Raw genomic sequence first — 24,302 nt, forward strand, 5'->3', positions numbered from 1 at the left:
CGGCGGTGTGCCTTCCGCAAGCGAGACCTGCACTCCCATTCAGCAGCTCGACGCCGACAGGTCGAAGCAGTCCGACACCGCCGTGCTGGATTGCCAGCCCGCCCGTTCATCGGTCACGACGACTCGGTAGACGGAGTCGAGATCGGCGGAGACCAGCGAGTCGAACACGAACCGATAGCCGTCCTCGCCCACCAGGTCCGTCCAGACCACACCGTCCGGCGACTCCTGCCACTGGTAGGAGATCGTCCCGTTGTCGAGCGACACCGCCTTGGCCTCGATACCGACCCGCTCTCCCAGAAGCGAGGTGATCGGCGGCAGCGCCGGTGGGGTGCTCGCAGTCGGTGCGGAGTAGTCGAGTCCCTCGTCCGTCACGAGTGTCGGCTGCTGGTAGATGTTCGCGAGCGGCATGCCCTCGGTCACAGCGCCCACCCCGTCGACGAAGACTCCGGCCAGGCCGATGGGCCCGGCTTCGGTGAGCCCGTCGCCGTAGATCCTAGTGAGCCGGAACTGCACGTGATCCGTGACCGCGAAGCTCACATAGACCCCGTCCTCATAGTTGTCGATGAACTTGGCTGCGAGCACCTCGCGGGCGACTGGGTCGATGGCCTCGACCAGTGCCCGAGCTCCCGAGGCCTCCCAATCCAGCAGATACAGACTCACGGTGCGGCTGGAGTTCCCGAGGTCGAGGTCGACGATCTGGTGGAGTTCGGACGACTGCACCGAGACCGCTCGCTCTGCGGTGTCGTCAGCGGCCAGGAGCGCCCGGTCGTCTGTCGTCGACTCGGCGAACTCGGTCGATGCCGACCCGACGAAGGTCACGGTCTCACCGAGATCGGAGGCCCCTCCGTCGATGTAATACCCCTCGTCTCCGTAGTTGCCGACCCAGTCGCCCTGAGTGACCGTATCCGTCCCGAGATACGAGGCGTCACCGCCGGATGCGGCGAGCGTGTTGGTGCCGGGATCGGTGCCTTTAGGAACGACGGTCAGCAGCTGTCCGGCATCGATCTCGAGAGTCACCCGGTCGTCCACCACCGGCAGCGTTCGCTTGTTCTGTAGGCCGCTTCCGGTGATGTCGTAGATGTCGACCTCGCTGACGGTCGGCCAGTCCGGCGGCAACAGCCATGCCCTCTCACTTCCATCGTCCGAGTAGGCCATCACCTCGTGCTCCCGCCAGGAGACAGGCATGAAGACGTCGAAGTGGTTGGCGGTGTTCATGACACCGTCCTCCACGGCGTTGCCGTTGCCCGTCGAGATCTTGTAGATGCGGTCGCCCTGCGAGATCACGTACTTGTTCTCGATGCGGTCGGTCGCGACGGGGTCGAGTTTCCAGGCGATGGCGGTGGAACTGGTCCAGTCATCCACGTTCGCATGGAACATGTAATAGACCTTGTCACCCGCCGAGTTCGTCGCGACCGCAGGCTCACCATTGAGATTCCGCACCGTGTTCGCCGCACCCGACGTCCCGATCTGATAGCCCAGATACGCGCTGCTCGCCTCCGTCGCACCACCACCCGGAACACCCTCACGCGTGTAGTCACTCACCAACCGGGTACTCCCATCCGCCACCAACGCAGCCGGATCGCTGTACCAATCACCCGCAGAACCCTCCGCCGGCAACGACGGAAGCGCCACCACCTCACGAGCACCCGTCACCGCATACCCATTCGCCGTGTTGTAGTAATCGTCATACTCACCCGGGTCATAACCCACCGCGAGATAGTTCCCCGTCGCCCGATTCTGCAACCGGTAATGCCCACTCTCAGCACCATCCACCTGCCGCCAGTGATACCGCTCATCCGACGCATCCGGATACGAACCGAACACCACCTCCCCCGACGAATCCTCCATCAAGAACAGATGCTCAGGCGAACCAGGCTGACCCACCAACTCCGGAAACTCCCCCACCCCATACGTCCCAAAAGCCCGCTCGATCGTCACATAGTCCGGCGGTGGAGCGACGGGGTCGAGTTTCCAGGCGATGGCGGTGGAACTGGTCCAGTCATCCACGTTCGCATGGAACATGTAATAGACCTTGTCACCCGCCGAGTTCGTCGCGACCGCAGGCTCACCATTGAGATTCCGCACCGTGTTCGCCGCACCCGACGTCCCGATCTGATAGCCCAGATACGCGCTGCTCGCCTCCGTCGCACCACCACCCGGAACACCCTCACGCGTGTAGTCACTCACCAACCGGGTACTCCCATCCGCCACCAACGCAGCCGGATCGCTGTACCAATCACCCGCAGAACCCTCCGCCGGCAACGACGGAAGCGCCACCACCTCACGAGCACCCGTCACCGCATACCCATTCGCCGTGTTGTAGTAATCGTCATACTCACCCGGGTCATAACCCACCGCGAGATAGTTCCCCGTCGCCCGATTCTGCAACCGGTAATGCCCACTCTCAGCACCATCCACCTGCCGCCAGTGATACCGCTCATCCGACGCATCCGGATACGAACCGAACACCACCTCCCCCGACGAATCCTCCATCAAGAACAGATGCTCAGGCGAACCAGGCTGACCCACCAACTCCGGAAACTCCCCCACCCCATACGTCCCAAAAGCCCGCTCGATCGTCACATAGTTGGAGTCGTCGTCATCGGGCACATAGCTTCCGACGTCCTCAGCCGATCCGCTGTAGAACATGCTCTTCACCCCGTCGGAGAACGTGGCGTACTGCGCATCACCGTTGTAGGCCTCGCGGAGCTTGGAGTTGAGGAAGAGATAGGGCACGGTCGTGCGAGCGACCTCTTGCCCGGCCAGCAGGGGGTCGTCGTGATAGGCCGATTGCTCCAGCTGCACGCTCGCCCCGAAGATGCGCATCGCGTTATTGGCGTTCGCCGTCATCTTGCCCGCGGCCATGACATACGACGGCACCTTCATCGGGCTGTCGTAGACACCCTTGAATGGGCCACTGCCCTCGCCTTGCGCCCACGTCAACCCGTGGGACATGTACCCGTAGAACGCGTCGAACCCGTACTCCGCGACCACATCGACGTGGTAGCGCTGCTTGATGTACGAGACGACCTCCTGGTAGGCCTCGATCTGCTCGTCCAGGGTGACGCCGTCGAAGTCGCTCGCACTGATGGCACCGTTCGCGTCGGTGTAGAGGATGCCCGTCTCCTGGATCACCGGCAGCTGGTCGAAGAGATAGTCGACCTGCTTGCGGATGCCCTGCTCGTCCTCCCACGCCGCCTGAAGGTTGACCCGGTACGACTGGCCGAGCGGGGCGGGTGCCAGCCAGCCCGGGATGAAGTCACCCTCCGAGTCGCGACTGAGCAGCCCGTTCTCGGAGTAGTAGTCCCACACCGGGCTGCTCTCGTAGGCATCGACGAGGTTCACGTGCACGGTGGAGCTGGTGTTGAACGCCTTCGACTGTTCCATCAGGTACTGCAGTGCCGTGGGTCCGTCCCACTCGGGATGAGCGGTGCTGGTGAGCTCGGAATTGATCGGGCCCCACTGAGGGAACTGGTGATCGTGTCCGCCTTCTTGGAACCCGACCAGGATGGCGATCTTCGGCACCCCACGGGTGTAGTTGTCGATCTCCTCCATGTAGTCGAGAACCTCTTCGACGGTGCGCTGGTAGGTGCCGTACTCCCCCGGATCGAGGGTGATCTTGTAGACGAGCTTGCCCGAGAGATCGACCGCGTGGGGAAGCAGGGGTGAGACCTTGCCGATCTCCTCCGTGGTTCTCGGGGTGCTCGGGCTGCTCGCGGGCGCGCTCGGCGCGAACCCCACGAGCGGGATCGACACCAGCAGCGCCGTCAGCGCCACCAGTGCTGCTTTCAACCGTTTTGTGAACACACCTGTCTCCTCTTCATTGAGTGTGGGAATCGTTCTGAGTGGACTGTCGGGGTCGGACTACCCTTTGATTGCGCCGGCGAGCGCTCCGGATCCGCCCATGAGACGTTGAACCGCGATGTACAGCACGATCACCGGCAGCGAGTAGACGAGCGAGAAGGCGGCCAGCGGACCGTAGTCGACCGAACCGTGCTGACCGAAGAAGCTGTAGATCGCGACAGCGGCGGGCTGCTTTGCCGGATCCAGGAGCAGCACGAACGGCACGAAGAAGTTCCCCCACGCTCCGATGAAGGTGTAAAGGAAGACGACCGCCAGCCCAGGCTTCATGAGCGGAAGCACGATCACGCGCAGAGTCCTGAATGCACTCGCTCCATCGACCCAGGCGGCCTCCTCGAGGCTCACCGGGATGGAGTCCATGAAGTTCTTGGCCATCCAGATCGCGATGGGCAACGAGCTCGCCGAGAGGAAGAGGATCGTTCCGATGGTCGAATCCACCAGGTTCAGCGACACGAACAGCGCGTAGACGGGCACCATGATCGCCGTAATCGGCAGACAGGTTCCGAAGATGACGGTGTAGAGAAATGGTTTGTTGAACCGGGACTGATACCTCGACAACGGGTAGGCCGCGAGCACCCCGACGGCCAGCGTGAGGATCCCCGTTCCGAACGACAGCAGCGCCGAGTTCCAGAGCGGACGGAACGTCTGATCGACGTTCAGAACGTCGCGGAAGTTGCCGATCGACAAGCCCTCGGGCAGGTGCAGAACGAGGGTGGCGGCGGGATCGAACGCCGACAGCACGAGCCAGACCATGGGCAACAGGAACACCGCCGCCACCAGCACGAGCACCGTGTTGACGATCACCGCATCCACTCGTCGACTGGGTGACGCGACGCGATCCCTGACCTGCGGGGCCGGCGATTCGGGCGGGATCACGCGCTCCACTGGCCGGGTTCGTTCTTCGATGACCATCAGATGTCCACTTCGGGTTTGAGCAGGCGCACGTAGATGACGGAGAAGACCGCACCGATCGCGAGCAGAACCACCGCGACGGTCGTGCCGTATCCCACGCGGGAGAACTTGAACGCCTCCTGGTACGCCAGGAGAGGCAGGGTGGTCGAGTCGAACCCGGGCCCGCCCGCGGTCATGATGTAGATCAGGGCGAATACCGACATCGTCAGGAGCGTGGTGAGGAGGAGGTTCGCCGCCATCGCGCGGCGGATCATGGGCAGGGTGATGAGACGGAACATGGCGAACCCGCCGGCACCGTCGATGCTCGCAGACTCCTTGATCTCATCGGGGATCTCGTTGAGGGCCGCCGAGTAGACGAGCATCGAGAAGGTCGACCCTCGCCAGATATTCGCCAGGATGACGGCGACCATCGGGTAGGTGTAGAGCCAGTTCGGCCCAGTGATACCGATGCCGGCCAGCAGGGCGTTGAGGGTGCCCGTGTTGTGGAAGAACGCGTAGGCAGCGAAGGCAGCGACCACCTCGGGGAGAACCCATGCCCCTACGAAGACGAGCCCGACGATCAGCCGCACCGGCTTCGACGCCCGCCGGAGCAGCAGGGCCGCCCCGAGCCCGAGCCCGTTCTGGCCGACGACGGCGGACGCCACGACGAAGATGAGCGTCAGGACGACCGAGAGCGGAAAAGTGGGGCTCGTGAAGAGCTGGCGGTAGTTGTCGAGACCCACGAACTGGGGGTTCGCCGCATTCGGGCCGGAGAGAGCCGTGTTGGTGAGCGACCCGTACAGCGCCCAGACGATGGGTCCGAGAAGGAACACGAGCATGAGGATGATCGCCGGAGCCAGCGGGATCGCCCGGATGAGGGATCGGACCCGCGTCCGGGGCTGCCGAACCGCAGCAGCCCCGGACGCGGACGGGAGAGTCGTCGTCACCGACCCGACTCCGTGTTGTCCTCTCCGACGATTCCGATCACCGCTTGGTCGTACGCCTTGGCAGCGTCGGCCGGGCTGGTGCCGTTCACCACGGCTTCCGTCGCGATGGCGATCTGCTGAGAGATCTGCGGGTAGTCGGGGGTCGCCGGGCGGAAGTGGGTCACATCGACCTGATCGGTGAAGAACGGCACCGTGGGGTTCGCGCCCGTGTAGTCGGGCTCGGCGGCGACATCGTCACGCACCGCGATCTGCGTACCCTCGACGGCGAACTTCAGCGCGTTCTGCTCGGAGAGCAGTGTCGTGATGAAGTCGAACGCCTCGTCGGGGTGCTTCGTCTTCGAGCCCATGGCCACCGTCCAGCCACCTGACATCGAGGTGGTGCCTGCTCCGCCGCCATCCTGTGTCGGAATCGCCGCCCATCCGATCTTCTCGGTCCACTCCGGGAACGGGGTGGCACCCGTGTCGGCCCATCCCGAGGGCAGCCACGATCCGTCGACGACCATGCCGACCTTGCCCTCGGGCAGCCACGTGCCCCAGACGGTCTGGGTCAGTGCCGGGTCGAGAGCGATCGACGCCTCGGGCGAATAACCCTCCCCGTAGACCGTGCTGATGAGCTCGAGGGTGTCCTCGAACCCTTGCGAGTTGACCACCCACTTTCCGGTCTCCTCGTTGAACAGGCTGTCGTCGGTGCCGGAGAGGAAGGTCTGGAAGCCACGCATGGTGCCCGCTTCGGCGAGTTGGATGCCCGCGTAGATCTCCCAGGGGTAGACGTCCGGAACGTTGGCCTTGATCTTCTCGGCCGCGTCGAGCAGGTCGTCCCAGGACTCGGGTTCGAAGGGGAGCGGGATGCCTGCAGCCTCGAAGACGTCCTTGTTGTACCAGAGCCCCTGGGTGTCGGTGCCGAGCGAGACGGCGTAGATGTTGCCGTCGACGCCTTCTCCAGCCGCCTTGGCAGCGTCGACGAACTGGCCCCAGTCCTCCCAGGCGGCGAGACGATCGTCCAGCGGAGCGAGGTATCCGGCCGCCGCATCGGACTTCACCTGGAAGCTGTCCTCGTAGATCACATCCGGCGCCGTCGCCTCGGATCGGTTCATGAGGGCGAGCTTGGTGAAGTAGTCGTCTGCGCTCGACTTGAGGGGTTGGAGATCGACCGTGACCTCCGGGTTGGCCTCTTCGTACTCGGCCTTGGCCTGCTGCATGACCGCGTCCAGTGGGCTGGCATCTCCCTCGATGAGGTAGACGACCTTGAGTGTGGTCTGGTCAGACTCCCCGCTCTGGGCGGAGCTGCAGCCGGCGAGAGCCAGCACCGCCACTCCGGCCAGCACGGCGGTCAGCCGCTGTGAATGTGATCTCACGGAATACTCCTTTGTTTTCCAGTCGCTCGATAAGCTCGACGTGCCGTGTGGCGACACCTCACCCCGTATGGGATCGATGCCACATTGAGTACGATATGGATCGAGCCGACTCTCGTCAAGACCTCGAACGCAAATGTAAGGTCGTGAGGAATTCGACCATGGACACGAAGGGAGCAGCGTGAACGACCGCAACGCCATACCCCGACGCCCCACGATCGACGACGTCGCCAAGCTCGCCGGCGTCTCACGGTCGACGACAGCTCGGGCCCTGAGCGGATCGGGCTACGCAGCTGCCGACGTACGCGATCGCGTGCTCTCAGCCGCCGAACAGCTCGGCTACGTCGCCGACTCGCTCGCCGGCAGTCTCCGGAGCCGGAAGAGCACGTCGGTGGGAGTTCTGGTCTCCAACATGCGCGACCCGTTCTACGCGGCGCTCGCCGCAGGAATCGGCCAGCGGGCCCAAGCGGCCGGGTACACGATGATCGTGATCGACGACCGCGAGTCGACCGCCGAGGAGATGAAGGCGGCGAGAGTGTTCGTAGGCATGCGCGTGGGCGGCGTGATCGTCACGCCTCTGTCGAAAGACGTCGGCGAGTACTTCCGCTCCCAGCACATCCCGGTGGTCGAGGTCGACCGGACCTTCGGAGTGGATGCCACGGATGCGGTCTTGATCGACAACGTCGGCGCGTCTCGCAGGCTCCTCGACCTGCTCATCGGGCTCGGGCATCGACGGATCGCACTCCTCACCGACGAGCTCTACTGGACCACGGGTGCTGGGCGGTTCCGCGGATATTCCGACGCCCTCGCGGCGGCGGGGCTCGAGGTGCAGGAGGACCTCGTCGTCTCCGTCGCCCTCGACGTGGAAGCGGCGCGGGCGAGCTCGGTCGAGCTTCTCACCCAGCCCGATCGACCCACCGCCGTCTTCGCGGCGAACAGCCTGCTCACCGAAGGTCTCTGGCGAGCGACGGCCGACCTGGGACTGAGGGTGCCCGAAGACCTCAGCATCGTCGCGTTCGACGACGCCCCCTGGATGAGCATGGTCAGCCCTGGCGTCACGGCCGTGTCACAAGACATAGTCGGGCTCGGGGAGGCCTCGATGACGCGGCTGCTCGCCCGGATGTCCGACCCATCTGGACCGCGCGAGACGATCGTCGTGAACGCGCAGCTGCTCGCCAGAGGGTCGACCGCGCCTCCGAGAGATCACTCCTAGCGCGGAGCCGCGGTTGACGCGCGCGTCGATCTGGCTCTAGTGTCTGACATGGGATCGATATCACATTGATCCCTGGAAGTACACTGCCCGCGAAGAAGGGACAACGATGTCATCTGAGCCCTGCGCTCTCGCCCTCGATATCGGCGGCACGAAGCTCGCCGTCGGTGTCGTCGATGCCGACGGCACCGTCAGAAGCATGCTGGTGGAGCCGACTCGGCGGACCGAGGGCCCCGACGTCATCGTGCCTCGGTTGTTCGACATGGGTCGGCGCTCGATCACGGAGGCGGGACTGACCGTCGACGAGGTGAGCGCCGTCGGAATCGCATGCGGCGGTCCACTCGACTCCGCGGCGGGAGTGCTGCTGTCTCCCCTGCACCTCCCGGACTGGTCTCAGCTTCCGATCGGCGCGCTCGCAGCGGCGGAGTTCGGCGTTCCCGCCACGCTGGTCAACGACGCCAGTGCCGGGGCTTGGGGCGAGTTCCGGTTCGGTGCCGGACGCGGAACACGCTCCCTGATCTATCTGACCGTGTCGACGGGGATGGGTGGTGGTGCGGTCTTCAACGGCGAGCTCCACTACGGTGCGGCCGGCAACGGTGGCGAGTTCGGCCACGTGATGGTCAGACCCGGCGGCAGGCTCTGCACCTGTGGCCGCTTGGGCTGCGTGGAGGCCTACGCTTCAGGAACGGCGATCGCCGCGTACGCCTCGGAGCTCGTCGCGACCGGCGCACCCTCGTCGCTGAACGAGCTCGACGCCATCACGGCAGCGGATGTGTCCGCCCGGTCGACGACCGACCCCGTGGCCGGGCGCGTGTGGGGGGAGGGCATGGCAGCCCTCGGTGTGGCGATCACCGATCTCGTGAATGTGATCGAACCTGACGCGGTGATCATCGGTGGCGGTCTCACGCGGTCGGGCGCACTGCTGCTTCATCCGGTTCGCGAGGCGGTGCGAACATCTGCCATGCCTCCCGCCGGTGCCGCCGTGCGAGTGGTGCTGTCAGAGCTCGGTGACGCCGCGTGCCTGGTCGGTGCCGGCACCGTCGCGCTCGACAGGCATCTCGCCGCGTCGAAGGGAGTGACCGTTCATGCATGAATCGACCGAGCATCAGCTGGCCGAGCACGTGTCGGTCGGCGAGAAGGTCATCGAACTCGCATCTGCGGTCGACGGGGTCGCCCGGGTCATGCGCGACGCCCTTCGTGCCGGAGGCACGGTCTATTCCTTCGGTAATGGCGGGAGCGCATCCGACGCCCAACATTTCACGGGCGAGCTGATCGGCCACTACAAACGAGATCGGCGGCCGCTCGCTGCTGTCACGCTGGGATCCGACTCCACGACGATGACGTGCATCGCCAACGACTACGCCTATGCCGACGTGTTCTCGCGTCAGGTGGCCGCGCTCGCCCATGAGAATGACGTGGTGGCCGCATTCACGACCAGCGGGATGTCACCCAACGTGGTGGCGGCACTCGCCTGCGCCCAAAAGAACGGTGCTATCACGGTGCTCTTCGGGGGCGGTGACGGCGGTGACGCACTCACCCACGCCGACTACGCCCTGCTGTCTCCGTCGCAGTCCACACCGCGCATTCAGGAGGCCCACACCCTCTTCCTCCACGCCATCAGCGAGTACCTGGATGCATGGGCCGCGGGAGAGGAGTCGCTCGCGTGAACCGCGGAGACCGTACAGGTACCAGCGCCGGCGTTGCGCCGATGGCGAATGCTCCCACCGGGTTCAGACCGGATGGGGGGTCAGGCGTCGATCGACCCGTCGCCACCCACCCACGCCAGATCCATATGATCGGCAACGCCCACATCGACCCGGTGTGGCTGTGGCCCTGGCAGGAGGGGTATCAGGAGGCGCGAGCGACCTTCCAGTCGGCGATCGATCGAATGGACGAGTACGACGACTTCATCTTCACCTGCGACCAGATGGTGCTGCTCAGTTGGGTGGAGGAGTCCGACCCGGTGTTGTTCGCGCGCATCCGGCAGCGTGTAGAGGAGGGACGCTGGGTGAACGTCGGCGGCTGGTGGGTGGAACCGGACTGCAACATGCCCATGGGAGAGTCGTTCGCCCGACAGGGCCTTTACGGGCAGCGGTATCTGCAGTCGCGCTTCGGCCGTCCTGCGACCTTCGCGATGAATGTCGACCCGTTCGGTCACAACGCGATGCTGCCCCAGATCCTGCGGTCGCAGGGGATGACGGGGTATGCGTTTCTTCGACCCGGCCCGCACGAGAAGACCCTCCCCGGGTCGGTCTTCTGGTGGGAGTCGCCCGACGGCAGCCGCGTTCTCGCGTGCCGCATCCCGTACGAGTACCAGAGCAGCGGCGGCGAGATCGACGAGCAGGCCCAGCGGTCGATCGGGCAGCTGGAGCCCGAGTTGCACGACGTCATGGTGTTCTTCGGCGTCGGCAACCACGGCGGAGGGCCGACCAAAGCCAATATCGAATCGATCTATCGTTTCGACCGGATGGGGTCGTTCGGAAGCATGAAGATGTCATCACCTCCTCAGTTCTTCGACGAGTTCTCGGCGCGCGCCGGGCGCGAGGGCCTGGACTCGCTGCCCGTCTGGCGCGGCGATCTGCAGCACCACGCCCCGGGCTGCTACTCCTCCCACTCCGGGATCAAACTCTGGCAGCGGAAGGCGCAGGCGACCGTGTTGTCGGCCGAACGGTGGGCTGCGGTGGTGACTATCACCACCGGCGTCGACTACCCGAAGGCTGATCTCGAGAACGCGTGGAAGCAGGTGCTGTTCAACCAGTTCCACGACGTCTTGCCCGGTTCAGCCCTCGAGACGGCCTATGACGACGCGCGCGACCAGCTCGGCGAAGCGATCTCCATCGCGAAGAGGATCATCACCCGCTCGCAGAACATCATCGCGCGCCAGATCGACATCCCGCTGGAGCCCAGCCACCAACCGGTGGTGGTCTTCAACCCTCACCCGTGGCCCACGACCTCCGTGCTGGATCTGCAGTACCAGACCGGTGCGCGCCCGGACGGTATGCACATGGTGGATGCGGCCGGCAGGCCGGTTCCCTCGCAGAACGTCCGTGCGCTCTCCGTCGGCGACGAGGGCCGCGGAGCAATCGCCTTCCAGTCGGATCTGCCGGCTTTCGGATACCGGCTCTACTACCTGCGCGGAGGGGCGGCCCCGGCGGGTGCCGCCTGGGGTGATGCTTCGCCGCAGCCGCTTCACTCATCCGAGCACACACTGGAGAATCGCCATCTCCGGCTCACATTGGATCCCGACACCGGGTGGCTCAGCTCCCTCGTCGACAAGCGCAGTGGAGCGGATCTCGCGGCGAACGCCCTGGGCGACCACCACACCCAGATCTGCCAAGACCCGACGGACACGTGGGGTCACAGAGTGGTCAGCTACAACTGGCCCGGCGTGCCCTTGCGCACGGATCGCATCTCGCTGCGCGAGTCCGGCCCACTTCGCTCTCGCATCCGCGTGGAGCGCAGCTGGGGGAGGTCCACGATGATCGAGGACTTCATCCTCGGCCACGACAGCGACCAGGTCGAGGTGCGGGTGACGATCGACTGGCGCGAGCGGGCACACATGCTCAAGCTCCGATTCCCTGTCGCCGTCTCTGACCCGACGGCCACGTTCGAGATCCCGTTCGGCACGCTCGAGCGCCCGGTGAACGGGTCGGAGGAGCCAGGACAGTCGTGGGTCGATCTGACGGGTGACACCGAAGCGCACGGACGCGTCGGACTCGCGGTGGTCAACAACGCCAAGCACGGCTACGACGCATCCCCGGCGCGTGTTCTCGACGACGGGCGGGTGGAGTCGGCGAGCATCGGCATCACCGCCGTGCGCAGCCCTGTCTACTCGTGGCACGACCCCCGACTCCTCGATCCCGAGGAGTCGTACTCCTACCAGGACCAAGGGGTGCAGACCTTCACCTACCTCCTCGTCCCGCACGGCGCCGACTGGCGTGAGGCCGATCTGACCCGTCGTGCTGCGCTCCTCGGCTCGGCGCCGAGAGCGATGATGGAGTCGTTCCACGAGGGACCGCTCAGGCCATCAGCCTCCTTCGCTTCAGACCGCGGAGGCTCCGTCATGATCACGGCGATCAAGGGGAGCGAGGACGACGGAGTGGACGGAACGGACTTGATCGTGCGAGCGGTCGAGACCTCGGGCTCGGCGACGACGGTCGAGCTCGACCTTCCGCTCGTGGGCCGCACCCTCACGGCGGAGTTCGCCGCCCACCAGATCCGCACCTGGAGGATTCCGCGCGACCCGGAGTCGCCTGCCGTCGAAGTGGACCTCGTGGAATGGCCGGTGCCCACGACGATCGTGCCATGACCGACCCAGGACCATCGAGCGCTCGATCGTCATCGAGGCCCCCGCGGCCGAGATCGCCCCGCACCTCCGCGACCTCACCCGGTGGGTCGGGGAGGTCGCCGTGGGAGGGGCAGGATCCGAACCTGAAGCGCGCCTACACCGGCACACCCGGCGAGGTCGGCTCCACCTATGCGTGGAACGGGAACCGCAAGGCCGGCGCCGGAACGATGGTCGTCACCCGCGTCGACCCCGCCGAGATCGGGATCGACCTCGCCTTCACGGCTCCGTTCAAGTCGACGAGCACGGTCACGTTCCGGTTCGTCGACGAGGATGCGGCCACCCGCGTGGTGTGGTCGATGCAGAGCCCCGAGAACGTGATGGCGAAGATCATGCGGGTGTTCATCAACATGGACAAGCTGATCGGCGCCGACTTCGACAAGGGGCTCACGCAACTCAAGGCCGAGGTCGAGTCACCCTCGACCTGATCTCTCGCGGTACTCGCGCGCGGGCACGCCGTGGAAGCGGGTGAACGCGGCACTGAACGTGGGCAGGTGCGTGTAGCCGACGCTGCGGGCGACCGCGGTGGGCCGGGCGCCGCCGACGAGCAGATCGCCCGCGATGCGCATGCGGGCGGAGTACCTCCAGCGGGCGAACGACATGCCGGTCTCCTCTCGGAAGGCTCTCAAGACCGAGGAGGGCGCGACGGCTGAAGAAGGCTCCTCGCCCTCGCCCTCGCCGATGCGACGCAGGTACTCCAGGGCCATAGCCCGCGCCCGCGGCTCGGTGGGCAGCACCACCGACCGCGCGCGCTGGGCGGCGACCTGCTCGGCGAAGAGGTCGAGGATGTGCCGCGGATCGTGGTCGTCGGGCTGCAGGTAGGAGCGCGCACTCATGGCGCAGAACATCAGGTAGTCGTCCCACGCCGGCGAGAACCGCACCTGCAACGGTTCGGTCAGGCGCAGGTCGCTGGTGTCGGCGTCTCCGAGCGGCAGCGAGATGGCGTTCTCCCGCAGACCCGTCACGTGCTTCACGCCGGCCGGGATCCACGTGGCGACCCCTTGCCGCCGTTCATACCGCCGGTCGCCGACGTCGAGGTACCCGCTGCCCCGGTACATCCAGCTGAGCACATGCGTCTCGTTCGCGTGAGACGGCGTGCGCGCGGCCGGCAGCAGCTCGGGAGCCGCACCGAAGCCGGACCCCGCGCGCACGATCCGCACGAGGTCGTCCGCCTGACGGGCCAGAGCGGCGCGGGGGGTCGCGAACGCACCGGAGGGCGCTGCGGCGACCTTGCGGCCGAAGTCGTACGGGGTCGGCCCGAACTCCTGCTTGAACGCGCGCGTGAACCCGTTGCGCGTGGTGAACCCCACCCGCGACGCCACCTGGTCGACGTCGTAGCCCGCACCCAGCAGCTCGACCGAGGCGATCAGCCGCGTGCGCAGCCGCCAGCGTTCGAAGGTGAGCCCGGTGCCGGCCACGAAGTCTCGGCGCAGGGTGCGCTCGCTGGAGTGGGTCCGGCTCGCCCACTGCGCCACGGTGAGGGTGAGGGCGGGATCTCTGACGAGCTCCTCGGCCACCACCCGGGCGGCCGTTCCGCTCGGCATCTCGGGCATCGAGACGTCGGGTGCGGCGTCCGCCGCTGATGGCGACTCCGGATGGGAACCGCCACGATGCAGGATGTCGAGGAGGGCGTGGGGCGAGTAGCCGAGCCCCTGCAGCGGCGTCACGTTCAGCGTGAAGTGGTGGATCAGCCAGTCCTGCCAGTGCTCGGGAACGTCGAAGCACACCGTGCCTGCCACCGAGGCGGATGCGGGGTGGAGGCCGATGGTGAAGGCGACGGTGCCCGGGTCGGTGACGATGGCGCGGTGCCTCCAGCCGTTCGCGGCGATCCAGGCGCCCTGCCCTGCCGAGAGTCGGAACGCCGCCTCGCCATCGATGTTGACCTGCGCGGAGCCGGTGCGCACCCACACCAGCAGCGGGCGGCGCGGGTGCCCCGCGGAGTCCGACCGGGTCGCCGGGATGGGTGGCGGGCCGCCGGCATCGGCATCGTGCAGGTCGAGTCGGGCCACGATCCTAAACAATACGGCAGTCTGCGCACACATACTGAGGTAAGGTTTACCTAACCTGGTGCTCATGCCCAAGACGTCCCGACGACTCACCGTGCACCAGCCTGCACTGCGTGAGGTGCAGGTCGTGCGGGTGCACGACCTGACACCCGGGATGCGGCGGGTCACGCTCGCGGGCGAGCAGCTGCGGGAGTTCACCTCGGCCGGCGGCCACGCCCATCGGCTCTCCCAGGCCGCCGGGAGCGACTTCGTGATCGTGATGGAGCAGGGCCGCATCATCGAGCGCGGCACCCACACCGAGCTCCTCGCGGCCGACGGCGCCTACGCCCGCCTCTGGACCGCCTGGCGCGCCGGCCGCGCCGACGGCTAATGGCGCACCCGCTCGGGTTTTTACAAGTTAATCCGCCTTCAGCCAGATTTACTTGTAATCTGGATTCATGGAACTCAGCCGTGGGATCACGCTCATCGAGCAGCTCGGAGACGACGCCGGGTTCGGCATCGATCTCCGCTCCGCGACCCTCGCCATGATCGGTGACGTCGCTCAGAGCCGCGCGTATGTGATCGCCGTTCGTTCGACACCACCTGGCCCGGCTCGAGTCACCCATGATCTCGGTCGCATGAGCGCCACCTCCGACAACGACATTCGCCTGCTCTATGTGGTGCCGCACCTCACCGCGTCGCTCCGCGCGACAGCACTCCGAGACCATCGAATAGCCGTCGCAGCGATCGACGACGGCGCAGTCGTACTTGACGGCACTGAATGGCACCGCGAGCGACCCGCTCCACCGGCTGCTGCGCCCCGCGGCCGCAAGCCTTGGGGTCGCCTCGCACTCCTGCGAGCGCTCATCCGGACGAGCGAGCCCCGCTCTCAGGCGACTCTCGCCGCAGAGATCGGAGTCGCCCAGCAAGCCGTCGCGCTCGCGCTGCCGGCCCTCGCGTCGCTCGGCGTCGAACGCCGAGACGCCGGCTGGGCGGCGAGCGATCCGGGTGCACTGTGGGACAAGTTCATGGCCGAGTACCCGGGCCCCGGCGGGCATAGCCGGCGCTGGTCCGGAGCCGCACCGCTTGATGTTCAGGTCGAGCGCGCTGAAGCCCTCGCCCGCGCCAAAGGCACGATGACGCTCCTCTCCGGCGACCTCGCGGCCGACCGGCAGGCGCCAATGCGCCGCCCGGTCACCGCGACGTTGTTCGCGACGTCAGATGTCGACCTCTCGTCCCGATCGACCCTCGTCGAGGATGGCGACGAGACTCTCACGATGATCGTCCCCGCCGATCCCACCGTCTTCGCGACGGCGCGCGCTTGGGTGGGCCCCGCCACAGTACTCACCGACCCTGTGATCACCGCCTGGGAGGTCACCCACTCGCGCGGCGCCGACCGCGATGACGCGGTCGCCCAGCTGAAGAGCACCGTCCTTGCCGAGCGGCAAGAACGGCCCGCCCGATGACTCGTGTCAGCGCTGTCGCGCCGTGCACCTCGAACGCCGACGATCTCGCATTCGCGGCACTGTCCGACGCAGTTCGGGCGACCGACGACATGACCGATTCCAGGATCGTCGGCGGACACATGGTGGGACTCCTCCTCACCGCATTTCCGGTGCCCGGGCTCGAGGTGAGGCGCACCACCGACGCTGACACTGGACTCAGCACGTCGATCGCCACGAGCGAAGACGTCACCGTCAGACTGCTCGAGCTCGGCTACACGCGCGTCAACGGAAGTCGATTCATCCGGGCCGGGCGCACCATCGACCTGCTGGTCGAGATCGACGGCAGCCGGTTCAAGCCGCGCATGTTCAACGGTGGGCAACTCGACGGAAGCCCCGGACTCGACCTCGCACTCGCGGCGGATCCGATCGAGATCGACACCACGGTCGTCTACACCGACGGCCACGACGAGCAGTTCGTGGTGCGCGTGCCGACGGTCGAGTGGGCCACCGTCCTCAAGGCCTACGCGGCGGGTTCGAGACATGCCGCGAAAGACATCGCCGACCTCCACCACCTTCTCGAGATCCGCCAGCAGTACGGGCGCGATGCGGTCGGCGGCTGGAAGCTCGACGTTGAGCCCGCTACAGGTCGCCGCCTCGACGCCGCGCGCATACTCCGCCAGATCACCGCCCTCGACTCCCGCATCGCCGACTCCGGGATCCCACCTCAACGCTTCATAGAGCTCGTTCGAGAGCACATCGCGCCACTCTGACCGGGGCGCGATGGGGATTGACGAAGCCCCCGCTCGCGACGCGAGGCGGGGGCTGGTGGCGGTACCGGTGGGATTTGAACCCACGGTGGAGTCTCCCCCACACAACTTTTCGAGAGTTGCACCTTCGGCCGCTCGGACACGGTACCGGGGACGAGTGTACGCGAGGCGCCGCCGTCTCGCCAATCGGCGGCTCCCGCACGCGCGAGCGGGTCGGCGCTACGCTGGCGACATGAGCGGCGGAGGCGAGAACGGAGGCGAGAGCAGCAGCGCCGGCAGCGGCGCACACGGCGTGACGATCTCGGTGGTCATCCCCGCCCGCGACGACGCGAGCTTCCTCGAGCGCGCGCTCACGGCCCTCGAGCGGCAGACCCGCCGCCCCGACGAGGTCGTCGTCGTCGACAACGGCTCCACCGACGACACCGCCGAGGTCGCCCGCCGCCACGGCGCCACCGTGGTCGACGAACCCGTGCAGGGCATCCTGCGCGCCACCGCCGCCGGCTTCGACGCCGCGACCGGCGCGATCCTCGCCCGCATCGACGCCGACTCGGTGCCCGAACCTGACTGGCTGGCCCGCGTCGAGGCCGCGTTCACGAGACCGGACGCGCCCACCGCCTACACCGGCCCCGGCCGCTTCTACGACATCGCCCGTGCCGGCGACTGGGCCGGCCGCACCTTCTACCTCGGCGGCTACGTGACCTGGATGACCCTCTTCCTCGGGCATCCGCCCCTCTTCGGCTCGAACATGGCGCTCACCAAAGCGGCCTGGATGCGCATCCGGAGCGACGTGCACCGCACCGACCGCCGCGTGCACGACGACCTCGACATCACCTACCACCTGCTGCCCGACATGACGGTGGAGTACGACCCGACCCTCGTGATGCCCATCTCGGGCCGGCCGTTCTACAGCTGGCGCGGCTTCGGGCGGCGGCTGCACTGGGCCTTCCGCACCATCGGGGTGAACCTGCCCGGGCAGTGGCCGTGGCAGCGGTGGGCGCGGCGGCGGGTCAGCCGGGCAGACCGGGATGCCCGGAGACTCCAGGATGCTCGGGGAGACCGGGCGAGGACGCCTTCGCGTAGAGCGCCAGCAGATCGGAGCTGAGCTCGTACGGCGCATCCTCACAGGGACTGTGGCCGGTGCGGTACACGTGCATCGACGCCCCGATCGCCTCGGCGAACCGCGCGTGCCGCGCCAGCGGCCACAGATCGTGCTCCCCCACCGCGACGGCCTTCGGCACCTCGAGCGCGGCCAGCGAGGCCTCGACGTCGGGCGCCTCCATCATGATGCCCATGATGTCGCGGTGCGAGTCGCGCCGCGTGGAGTGGAAACGCGAGCGCACGAACGCGATGCGCCCCGGTTTCACCCGCAGCACGTTGGCCTGCACTCCCCAGCGCATGAGGTTGGCGGCCGCCGCCGGCGTGGCGAGCCCCGAGAACCGGCCCAGCCGGCTCACCCCCGCGAAGCTCTGGCCAGGATCGGGCGGCGTGCCGAGGAACGTGAGGCTGGCCACCAGCTCGGGCCGCCGCACCGCCACCAGTTGCGCCACCACCCCTGCGAACGAGTATCCGAGCAGATGCACGGGTCCACCACCGGCCTCGATGAACGCGATCATGTCGTCGACGAACAACTCGAGCGTGTAGTGCCGCGCGGGCGGCACGAGGTTCCACGGCCCCGCCGCATGCGACTCGTACTGCCCCGCGAGGTCGTAACTCTGCACGTAGTATCCCGCGGCCACCAGCTCGGGCATCACGAAGTGGAAGTCCTCCTTCGACCCGGTGGCCCCCGCCACCAGCACGACCCTCGGATGCGCGGGGTCGCCGAGCGAGACCGTGGCGAGCCCGCCGCTGGGCGCGGCGAAGGTGGAGAGCACCGCCCCCTCCGGCGGTGTCGTCCAGTCGATGTCGGGCAGCTGTTCGTCGCGTTCGACGGCCAGCCGCCTCGACTCCGGAGCCGAGTCTGACACGCGCCCAATCTACCGGGCCGCCCGCACGCACCGTGGGATGCTGATGCCCGGAGGGGCGAGAGATGAACGACGGCCAGAGCAGCGGCGCCCACCCCGACCGCCGCGCGCACTGGGAGACCGCCACCTCCATCCCTCTGGTGGCCCTCTCGCTCGTGTTCATCGCCCTCTATTCGGCGCAGGTGCTCGACACGACCCTGCCCGTGCACGCCCAGGTCGCCATCACCGCCGTGCTCGCGCTCATCTGGGTCACCTTCGCCACCGACTACCTCGTGCGCCTCGGGCTCGCCACCGACAAGCGCGAGTACGTGAAGACCTCCTGGGTCGACCTCGTGTCGGTGCTCATCCCGGTCTTCCGCCCGTTCCTGCTGCTCGCGCGGCTGGGCGACATCCCGTTCTTCAAGCGCGGCAGCGGCGGCTCGATCCGCCTGCGCCTCGTCATCCACGCCGCCCTGTTCGTGCTGCTGTTCGTCTACTCCATCTCGCTCGCGGTGCTCGCCGTGGAACGCCCGGCGCCCGGCGCCAACATCCTCACCTTCGGCGACTCCATCTGGTGGGCCTGCGTCACCATCGCGACAGTGGGCTACGGCGACCTCTACCCGGTCACCGACGCAGGCCGCCTGCTGTCGGTCGTGCTGATGGCCGGCGGGATCGCGATCGTCGGGGTGGCGACGGCGACGATCGTGTCGTACCTCAACGAATCCATCACCCGGCAGCATCGCCGCCGCACCGACCCGTGACCCCCGTTTTGGGGGTTTTTCGGCCCGCGGCGCCCCGGAACACTTGATCTTCGGCTCGACTCGCCCCGAGAAGTTCGCCTGGCGTTCAGATTCGCGTGCTTGAGTCGAGAGAGCACCACGGACGGGCAGCGAACCCGAGGCCCGCACCTCACCGAACGGATGTCCCTGTGACCACCAGAACGGCCGAGTACCCGAGGCCGAACCACTTCCTCCTGCACATCAGCGACACGCACCTGCTGGCGGGAGGCGGCAAGCTCTACGGCTCCGTGGCGAGCGAAGAGCTGCTGCGCCAGGTGTTCGACGAGCTCGAGGCCTCAGGGGGCCGGCCCGAGGCGATCGTCTTCACCGGTGACCTCGCCGACAAGGGCGAACCGGATGCGTACGCGCGGCTCCGCGCGATCGTCGAGCCCGCCGCGGCACGGCTGGGCGCTCAGGTGATCTGGGTGATGGGCAACCACGACGACCGCGCCGCCTTCCGCGCCGGCCTCTTCGGCGAGGTGCCCACCGACCGCGCCGTCGACCGCGTCTACGACGTGAACGGGCTGCGGGTCATCACGCTCGACTCCACCGTCCCCGGTCACCACCATGGCGAGGTCACCGGCGACCAGCTCGACTGGCTGGCCGAGGAGCTCGCGCTCCCCGCCGCCCACGGCACCATCCTGGCGATGCACCACCCGCCCGTGCCGAGCGTGCTCGACCTCGCGGTGTCGGTGGAGCTGCGCGACCAGAAAGGTCTCGCCGAGGTGCTCGAGGGCACCGACGTGCGCTCCATCATCGCCGGGCACCTGCACTACTCCACCACCGCGACGTTCGCGGGCATCCCGGTGTCGGTGGCCTCGGCCACCTGCTACACCCAAGACCTCAACGTGCCCGTGGGCGGCACGCGGGGCCGCGCGGGTGCGCAGGCGTTCAACCTCGTGCACGTCTACGACCACACCGTGCTGCACTCGGTGGTGCCGGTCGGCGACTTCCCCGCCCTCGACTACATCACGGCCGAGGAGTCGCACCGCCGGCTCACGGCCGACGGCATCTCGATCGCCGACGCGGTGAGCCCGCGCGTGGCGCCCGAGCCGCCGATGACGATGCCTATCCTGCTGCCGACGGGAGTGTGACGGGCCCGGGTCGCGCAGCCACCGGGCCGGCACCCTTCTCCCACGGCGCGGGGAACGGGAAGTAGCGCTCGAGGAAGCTCGTGACCGCCTGGGTGCGCTCCTCCACCCCGATCTCGGGTTTCGAGCCGTCGTTGAGGCAGAACATGTCCATCGACCGCTTCTTCAGCAGCGTGTCCATGTCTTTGAGCGCGACCTTCAGGGTGGTCTCGATGTACTTCACCCGCGCATCCGTCTGCACCACGGCCCGGCCGGTCATGAGCGCGTAGTAGTGGTAGAACGAGTTCGTCACCGAGATGTCGGTGGCCGAGCGGAAGGGGCTCGCCGCCGTGCGCGCAAAGGCGTCGGCGAACTCGCTCTCCATCTCGAACAGCACGCTCTTGCGCAGCGGTGCCGCACAGTGCTCGAGGTGCCGCGTGGTGACCCGGCCGAAGCGCTGCTGCAGCAGCTCACGGTTCACCCGCGCCGCGTTCTCGAAGCCGCTGCGGCTGACATCGTTCGAGCCGAGCCCGATGCGGGTGTTGGCCTCGACGAACTTCGTGATGCCGCCGGGAGAGAAGAACAGCTCAGGGCTCACCGGGCGACCGAAGAACATGTCGTCGTTGGAGTAGAGGAAGTGCTCGGCCAGGCCCGGGATGCGATGCAGCTGCGCCTCGACGGCGTGCGAGTTGTGGGTGGGCAGATCGGAGAGGTCGGCGAAGAACTTCTCGCTCGGCATGATGGTGACCCGCGGGTCGTCGGCCAGCCACTCGGGCTTGGGCGAGTCGGTGGCGATGAAGATGCGCCGCACCCAGGGTGCGAACAGGTACACGCTGCGCAGGGCGTACTTCAGTTCGTCGATCTGGCGGTAGCGGGCCTCGGAGTCGTCGCCCTCGCCCACCACGTAGCTCGCCATGCGCTTGGCGCGGGCGCGCTGGAACTCGATGGCGGTGCCGTCGACCCACGAGAACACCATGTCGATGTCGAAGCCGATGTCGCTGGCGAGCCGGTCGAACATGCCCACGATGGTGGCCCACTCCCGGCCGTAGAGCGACACGGTGGTCTCCACCACCTCGCCCACCGGGATGCGGCGGCGCGTGAGCGAGTTCTCCACCGGGGCCTCGACCACGTCGTCTGTCCACTGCCAGAACTCCAGCTGCACCGCGGTGCCCGCGCCGTAGCGCAGCCGGCCGATGGGCTCGATGCGGGGACGGTAGAGCCGCATCACGCGCGCCTTCGGGTCGCGGGAGAGCTTTCCGTCGGCCACGAGCACCGCCGGCGCACCGGGTACCTTCGAGTAGAACGGCTCGGTGCGCATGGCCTCGACGAGGGCGGCCTTGGCACGCTTGCGGTCGCTCCAGTGCAGCGCGAGCACGGGCCGCTCGTCGTTGCCGCGCACGAGCAGGTGCCTCACACCCGCCGCGTCGAGTGTGTCGGCGATGAAGAGGAGGTCTTCGATCATCGACTCCCGCGGGGTGGCGTGACCGTTGAGGAGGGTCAGCTGCCCCTTACGCAGCACGATGTCGTCGCGGTCATGGGCGACGGGATGCGTGCCGGCGACTCTCAGAACCGATTCGAGGTGGGGGACTCCTGGCACATCATCGCTCAAAGTCGCCTCCTCAATCGTTGTCGTACATCCATTTTACGCCCCTGAACACGCGCGGTCGTGCGTGTTAGCCTTGCCTAAGTAGGGCGTGTTAAAACGTGCTCGCCCTGTCGAGTCGAAAGGCTTCATTTCACGATGGGCTACATCCGATCACACGCGCTCGAGGAGACCGGATACGTCGTCCTCGACCGGCACGACCAGGCCGCCGACCCCCGGGAGTGGCTCGACCTCGAATACGTCGACTGGCTCTCCTCCGGCCAGACCCGGTTCGCACCCCTCGCCAGCGCCTTCGGCGAGATGGAGTGCAACGGGTTCTGGAACCACACGCCCCCGCGCACCGACAAGGACGGCGTGTGGGTGCCGGCGAACACGGCCAAGGCTCCGGTGCTGAAGGCCAGGGCCGAAGAGCCCGGTGTGAACATCGGGCGCTGCCGTGTGATCGAGCTGCAGCCCAACACCTACTCCAACGCGCTCTACAACCTGCACCAGGACGACAACAACCGGCTGAACCCCGACGGCACCGGCTGGATCGTGCGCAGCTTCATGAACCTCTCCGACGACGCCGACTCCTACCTGCTGCTGCGCGAGGACCGCTTCGACCCCGAGACCGAGGTGCGCATCCCGCTCGCCGCCGGCACGCAGCTGGTCGTCGACACCCAGCGCTTCTGGCACGCCGTGTGGCACCAGGGTTCCGAGCCCCGTTACTGCCTCATCACCTCGTGGGAGTCCGGTCCCGAGCTCGACGCGTACATCGCGGCCAAGCACGGAGAGCCGCACTACGCGACGGCGGCGCTCGACCCGGTGTTCGTGCAGGAGGCGCAGACCGAGGTGCGGCGCCAGCTCGCCGAGCGCGCGGCGACCATCTCGGCGAAGGGGCGTGCGGAGCGCGAAGGCGCCTGAACGCCGGCCGTCCCCTCGCAACGTCATGCAACGTCGCTCTTCCTAGGGTGATCCGCGTTCGCACCGAACGCACACGATCACAGTGAAGTGAGGATGTCCATGACCATCGCAGAACCCATCGTCGCCCCCACGGCGTCGATCCCCTCGATCCCGGCGACCATGCACGCCGCCGTCGTGACGGCCTTCGGCCAGCCCCTCGAGATCCGGGAGGTCGCCGTTCCCACCCCGGGCCCCGGGCAGGCGCTCGTGAAGCTCGAGGCCTCGGGCGTGTGCCACACCGACCTGCACGCCGCCCACGGCGACTGGCCGGTGAAGCCGAGCCTCCCGCTCATCCCGGGTCACGAGGGCTACGGCACGGTCGTGGCACTCGGCGAGGGGGTCACCAGCCTCTCCGTCGGCCAGAAGGTGGGCAACGCCTGGCTGTGGTCGGCGTGCGGCACCTGCCAGTACTGCCGCACCGGGTGGGAGACGCTGTGCGAGGAGCAGCAGAACGGCGGCTACTCGGTCGACGGCAGCTTCGGTGAGTACATGCTCGTCGACGAGCGCTTCGCCGCGCGCATCCCCGAGGGCGCCGACCCGATCGAGGTGGCGCCCGTGCTCTGCGCCGGGGTGACCGTCTACAAGGGCCTCAAGATGACCGAGGCGCGGCCCGGGCAGTGGGTCACCATGAGCGGCATCGGCGGGCTCGGGCACATCGCCGTGCAGTACGCGGTGGCGATGGGGCTCAACGTCGTCGCGGTCGACGTCGACGACTCCAAGCTCGACCTCGCCCGACGACACGGCGCGGCCCTCACCGTCAACGCGGCGAAGGAGGACCCGGCCGAGGTGGTGCAGCGCGAGGTCGGCGGCACCCACGGTGTGCTCGTGACGGCCGTGCACCCGAAGGCCTTCGGGCAGGCGCTCGGCGTCGCCCGCCGCGGCGCGACGATCGTGTTCAACGGCCTGCCGCCCGGCGACTTCCCCGCCGACATCTTCGACATCGTGCTGCGCGGGCTCACCATCCGCGGCTCGATCGTGGGCACCAGGCAAGACCTCGAGGAGGCCCTCGACTTCTACGCGCGCGGGCTCATCCACCCCACGGTGGCCACCACCTCGGTGAGCGACATCAACGGCGTGTTCGACCGGATGCTCAAGGGCGCCATCGACGGACGGATCGTGCTGCAGTTCTAGCCGGCCGCGCCGGGCGGTGTCGGGGGCGCGCCCT

The 24,302-nt window shown here is 67.4% G+C and carries 20 protein-coding genes and 1 tRNA gene; 13 read left to right on the forward strand and 8 right to left on the reverse strand.

Going from position 1 to position 24,302, the window contains the following annotated elements; genetic code table 11:
- Positions 1 to 39: 39 nt before the first annotated feature.
- Genes N1031_RS17375 through N1031_RS17390 form a run of 4 tightly spaced genes read right to left on the reverse strand, consistent with a single transcriptional unit; the run spans position 40 to position 7,054 of the window.
- Positions 40 to 3,807 carry an endo-alpha-N-acetylgalactosaminidase family protein gene (locus N1031_RS17375; protein WP_259481048.1) on the reverse strand — a complete coding sequence of 1,256 codons (3,768 nt, stop codon included), beginning with the start codon at positions 3,805 to 3,807 and terminating at the stop codon, positions 40 to 42.
- A gap of 57 nt (positions 3,808 to 3,864) precedes the next feature.
- A complete protein-coding gene (locus N1031_RS17380; RefSeq protein ID WP_375163650.1) occupies positions 3,865 to 4,773 on the reverse strand; it encodes a carbohydrate ABC transporter permease in 909 nt (302 codons plus the stop codon).
- Positions 4,773 to 5,699, reverse strand: coding sequence for a carbohydrate ABC transporter permease (locus N1031_RS17385; protein ID WP_375163651.1), 927 nt, complete (start codon positions 5,697 to 5,699; stop codon positions 4,773 to 4,775). The genes N1031_RS17380 and N1031_RS17385 overlap by 1 nt, the downstream gene beginning before the upstream one ends.
- Positions 5,696 to 7,054, reverse strand: coding sequence for an extracellular solute-binding protein (locus N1031_RS17390; RefSeq protein ID WP_259481051.1), 1,359 nt, complete (start codon positions 7,052 to 7,054; stop codon positions 5,696 to 5,698). Before N1031_RS17390 ends, N1031_RS17385 begins: the two co-directional genes overlap by 4 nt.
- A 178-nt stretch (positions 7,055 to 7,232) precedes the next feature.
- Here N1031_RS17390 and N1031_RS17395 point away from each other — a divergent pair, with 178 nt between their 5' ends.
- The 5 genes from N1031_RS17395 to N1031_RS17415 all read left to right on the forward strand — a co-directional run bounded on the left by N1031_RS17395 (position 7,233) and on the right by N1031_RS17415 (position 13,034).
- A complete protein-coding gene (locus N1031_RS17395; protein ID WP_259481052.1) occupies positions 7,233 to 8,264 on the forward strand; it encodes a LacI family DNA-binding transcriptional regulator in 1,032 nt (343 codons plus the stop codon).
- A gap of 106 nt (positions 8,265 to 8,370) precedes the next feature.
- A complete protein-coding gene (locus tag N1031_RS17400; RefSeq protein ID WP_259481053.1) occupies positions 8,371 to 9,354 on the forward strand; it encodes an ROK family protein in 984 nt (327 codons plus the stop codon).
- Positions 9,347 to 9,928, forward strand: a complete 582-nt coding sequence (locus N1031_RS17405; RefSeq protein WP_259481055.1) for a D-sedoheptulose-7-phosphate isomerase — start codon at positions 9,347 to 9,349, stop codon at positions 9,926 to 9,928. Before N1031_RS17400 ends, N1031_RS17405 begins: the two co-directional genes overlap by 8 nt.
- 125 nt (positions 9,929 to 10,053) lie before the next feature.
- Complete coding sequence (locus N1031_RS17410) at positions 10,054 to 12,570, forward strand: alpha-mannosidase (RefSeq protein WP_259481057.1); 2,517 nt, start codon at positions 10,054 to 10,056, stop codon at positions 12,568 to 12,570.
- On the forward strand, positions 12,567 to 13,034 hold the full coding sequence (locus N1031_RS17415; RefSeq protein WP_259481058.1) for an SRPBCC family protein: 468 nt from the start codon (positions 12,567 to 12,569) through the stop codon (positions 13,032 to 13,034). The genes N1031_RS17410 and N1031_RS17415 overlap by 4 nt, the downstream gene beginning before the upstream one ends.
- Here N1031_RS17415 and N1031_RS17420 read toward each other — a convergent pair.
- A complete protein-coding gene (locus N1031_RS17420) occupies positions 13,020 to 14,615 on the reverse strand; it encodes an AraC family transcriptional regulator (protein ID WP_259481059.1) in 1,596 nt (531 codons plus the stop codon). The genes N1031_RS17415 and N1031_RS17420 overlap by 15 nt on opposite strands.
- A 64-nt stretch (positions 14,616 to 14,679) precedes the next feature.
- Between N1031_RS17420 and N1031_RS20540 the strand changes: the two genes are divergently transcribed.
- From N1031_RS20540 to N1031_RS17435, 3 genes are all read left to right on the forward strand, one after another.
- Entirely contained in the window at positions 14,680 to 14,982 is a 303-nt protein-coding gene (locus N1031_RS20540) for a siderophore-interacting protein (RefSeq protein ID WP_375163652.1), read from the forward strand.
- A 67-nt stretch (positions 14,983 to 15,049) separates the two neighbouring features.
- Positions 15,050 to 16,057 carry a hypothetical protein gene (locus N1031_RS17430; RefSeq protein WP_259481060.1) on the forward strand — a complete coding sequence of 336 codons (1,008 nt, stop codon included), beginning with the start codon at positions 15,050 to 15,052 and terminating at the stop codon, positions 16,055 to 16,057.
- An 89-nt stretch (positions 16,058 to 16,146) separates the two neighbouring features.
- On the forward strand, positions 16,147 to 16,806 hold the full coding sequence (locus N1031_RS17435; RefSeq protein ID WP_259481061.1) for a hypothetical protein: 660 nt from the start codon (positions 16,147 to 16,149) through the stop codon (positions 16,804 to 16,806).
- Between the two features lie 56 nt (positions 16,807 to 16,862).
- On the opposite strand, the gene N1031_RS17440 is transcribed toward N1031_RS17435, so the two are convergent.
- Positions 16,863 to 16,952: transfer RNA gene (locus N1031_RS17440), tRNA-Ser, on the reverse strand.
- A gap of 83 nt (positions 16,953 to 17,035) precedes the next feature.
- Here N1031_RS17440 and N1031_RS17445 point away from each other — a divergent pair.
- The gene (locus N1031_RS17445; RefSeq protein WP_259481062.1) at positions 17,036 to 17,905 is read left to right on the forward strand and encodes a glycosyltransferase family A protein; all 870 of its coding nucleotides are present in this window, start codon (positions 17,036 to 17,038) and stop codon (positions 17,903 to 17,905) included.
- Here the strand turns inward: N1031_RS17445 and N1031_RS17450 are convergent.
- The gene (locus N1031_RS17450) at positions 17,811 to 18,767 is read right to left on the reverse strand and encodes an alpha/beta fold hydrolase (protein ID WP_259481063.1); all 957 of its coding nucleotides are present in this window, start codon (positions 18,765 to 18,767) and stop codon (positions 17,811 to 17,813) included. The two genes, N1031_RS17445 and N1031_RS17450, sit on opposite strands and share 95 nt — an antisense overlap.
- Positions 18,768 to 18,829: 62 nt before the next feature.
- Between N1031_RS17450 and N1031_RS17455 the strand changes: the two genes are divergently transcribed.
- A complete protein-coding gene (locus N1031_RS17455) occupies positions 18,830 to 19,504 on the forward strand; it encodes a potassium channel family protein (RefSeq protein ID WP_259481064.1) in 675 nt (224 codons plus the stop codon).
- Positions 19,505 to 19,671: 167 nt separating this feature from the next.
- Positions 19,672 to 20,616, forward strand: a complete 945-nt coding sequence (locus tag N1031_RS17460; protein WP_259481065.1) for a phosphodiesterase — start codon at positions 19,672 to 19,674, stop codon at positions 20,614 to 20,616.
- Here N1031_RS17460 and N1031_RS17465 read toward each other — a convergent pair.
- Positions 20,591 to 22,201, reverse strand: a complete 1,611-nt coding sequence (locus tag N1031_RS17465; protein WP_375163653.1) for a stealth family protein — start codon at positions 22,199 to 22,201, stop codon at positions 20,591 to 20,593. The genes N1031_RS17460 and N1031_RS17465 overlap by 26 nt on opposite strands.
- 132 nt (positions 22,202 to 22,333) lie before the next feature.
- Between N1031_RS17465 and N1031_RS17470 the strand changes: the two genes are divergently transcribed.
- Both N1031_RS17470 and adhP read left to right on the forward strand, forming a co-directional pair.
- The gene (locus N1031_RS17470) at positions 22,334 to 23,098 is read left to right on the forward strand and encodes a cupin domain-containing protein (RefSeq protein WP_259481066.1); all 765 of its coding nucleotides are present in this window, start codon (positions 22,334 to 22,336) and stop codon (positions 23,096 to 23,098) included.
- 159 nt (positions 23,099 to 23,257) lie between these two features.
- Entirely contained in the window at positions 23,258 to 24,268 is a 1,011-nt protein-coding gene (adhP, locus tag N1031_RS17475) for an alcohol dehydrogenase AdhP (RefSeq protein WP_259481217.1), read from the forward strand.
- The last annotated feature ends 34 nt before the right edge of the window (positions 24,269 to 24,302 follow it).

This window comes from Herbiconiux moechotypicola (assembly GCF_024979255.1).
Taxonomy (GTDB): domain Bacteria; phylum Actinomycetota; class Actinomycetes; order Actinomycetales; family Microbacteriaceae; genus Herbiconiux; species Herbiconiux moechotypicola.

Bases quoted from the DNA above. Each gene is read 5' to 3' on its own strand.
- N1031_RS17380 (WP_375163650.1), bottom strand. From the start codon at position 4,773: ATGGTCATCGAAGAACGAACCCGGCCAGTGGAGCGCGTGATCCCGCCC.
- N1031_RS17400 (WP_259481053.1), top strand. From the start codon at position 8,371: ATGTCATCTGAGCCCTGCGCTCTCGCCCTCGATATCGGCGGCACGAAG.
- N1031_RS17405 (WP_259481055.1), top strand. From the start codon at position 9,347: ATGCATGAATCGACCGAGCATCAGCTGGCCGAGCACGTGTCGGTCGGC.
- N1031_RS17410 (WP_259481057.1), top strand. From the start codon at position 10,054: ATGATCGGCAACGCCCACATCGACCCGGTGTGGCTGTGGCCCTGGCAG.
- N1031_RS17415 (WP_259481058.1), top strand. From the start codon at position 12,567: ATGACCGACCCAGGACCATCGAGCGCTCGATCGTCATCGAGGCCCCCG.
- N1031_RS20540 (WP_375163652.1), top strand. From the start codon at position 14,680: ATGCCCAAGACGTCCCGACGACTCACCGTGCACCAGCCTGCACTGCGT.
- N1031_RS17430 (WP_259481060.1), top strand. From the start codon at position 15,050: ATGGAACTCAGCCGTGGGATCACGCTCATCGAGCAGCTCGGAGACGAC.
- N1031_RS17435 (WP_259481061.1), top strand. From the start codon at position 16,147: ATGACCGATTCCAGGATCGTCGGCGGACACATGGTGGGACTCCTCCTC.
- N1031_RS17445 (WP_259481062.1), top strand. From the start codon at position 17,036: ATGAGCGGCGGAGGCGAGAACGGAGGCGAGAGCAGCAGCGCCGGCAGC.
- N1031_RS17455 (WP_259481064.1), top strand. From the start codon at position 18,830: ATGAACGACGGCCAGAGCAGCGGCGCCCACCCCGACCGCCGCGCGCAC.
- N1031_RS17470 (WP_259481066.1), top strand. From the start codon at position 22,334: ATGGGCTACATCCGATCACACGCGCTCGAGGAGACCGGATACGTCGTC.
- adhP (WP_259481217.1), top strand. From the start codon at position 23,258: ATGCACGCCGCCGTCGTGACGGCCTTCGGCCAGCCCCTCGAGATCCGG.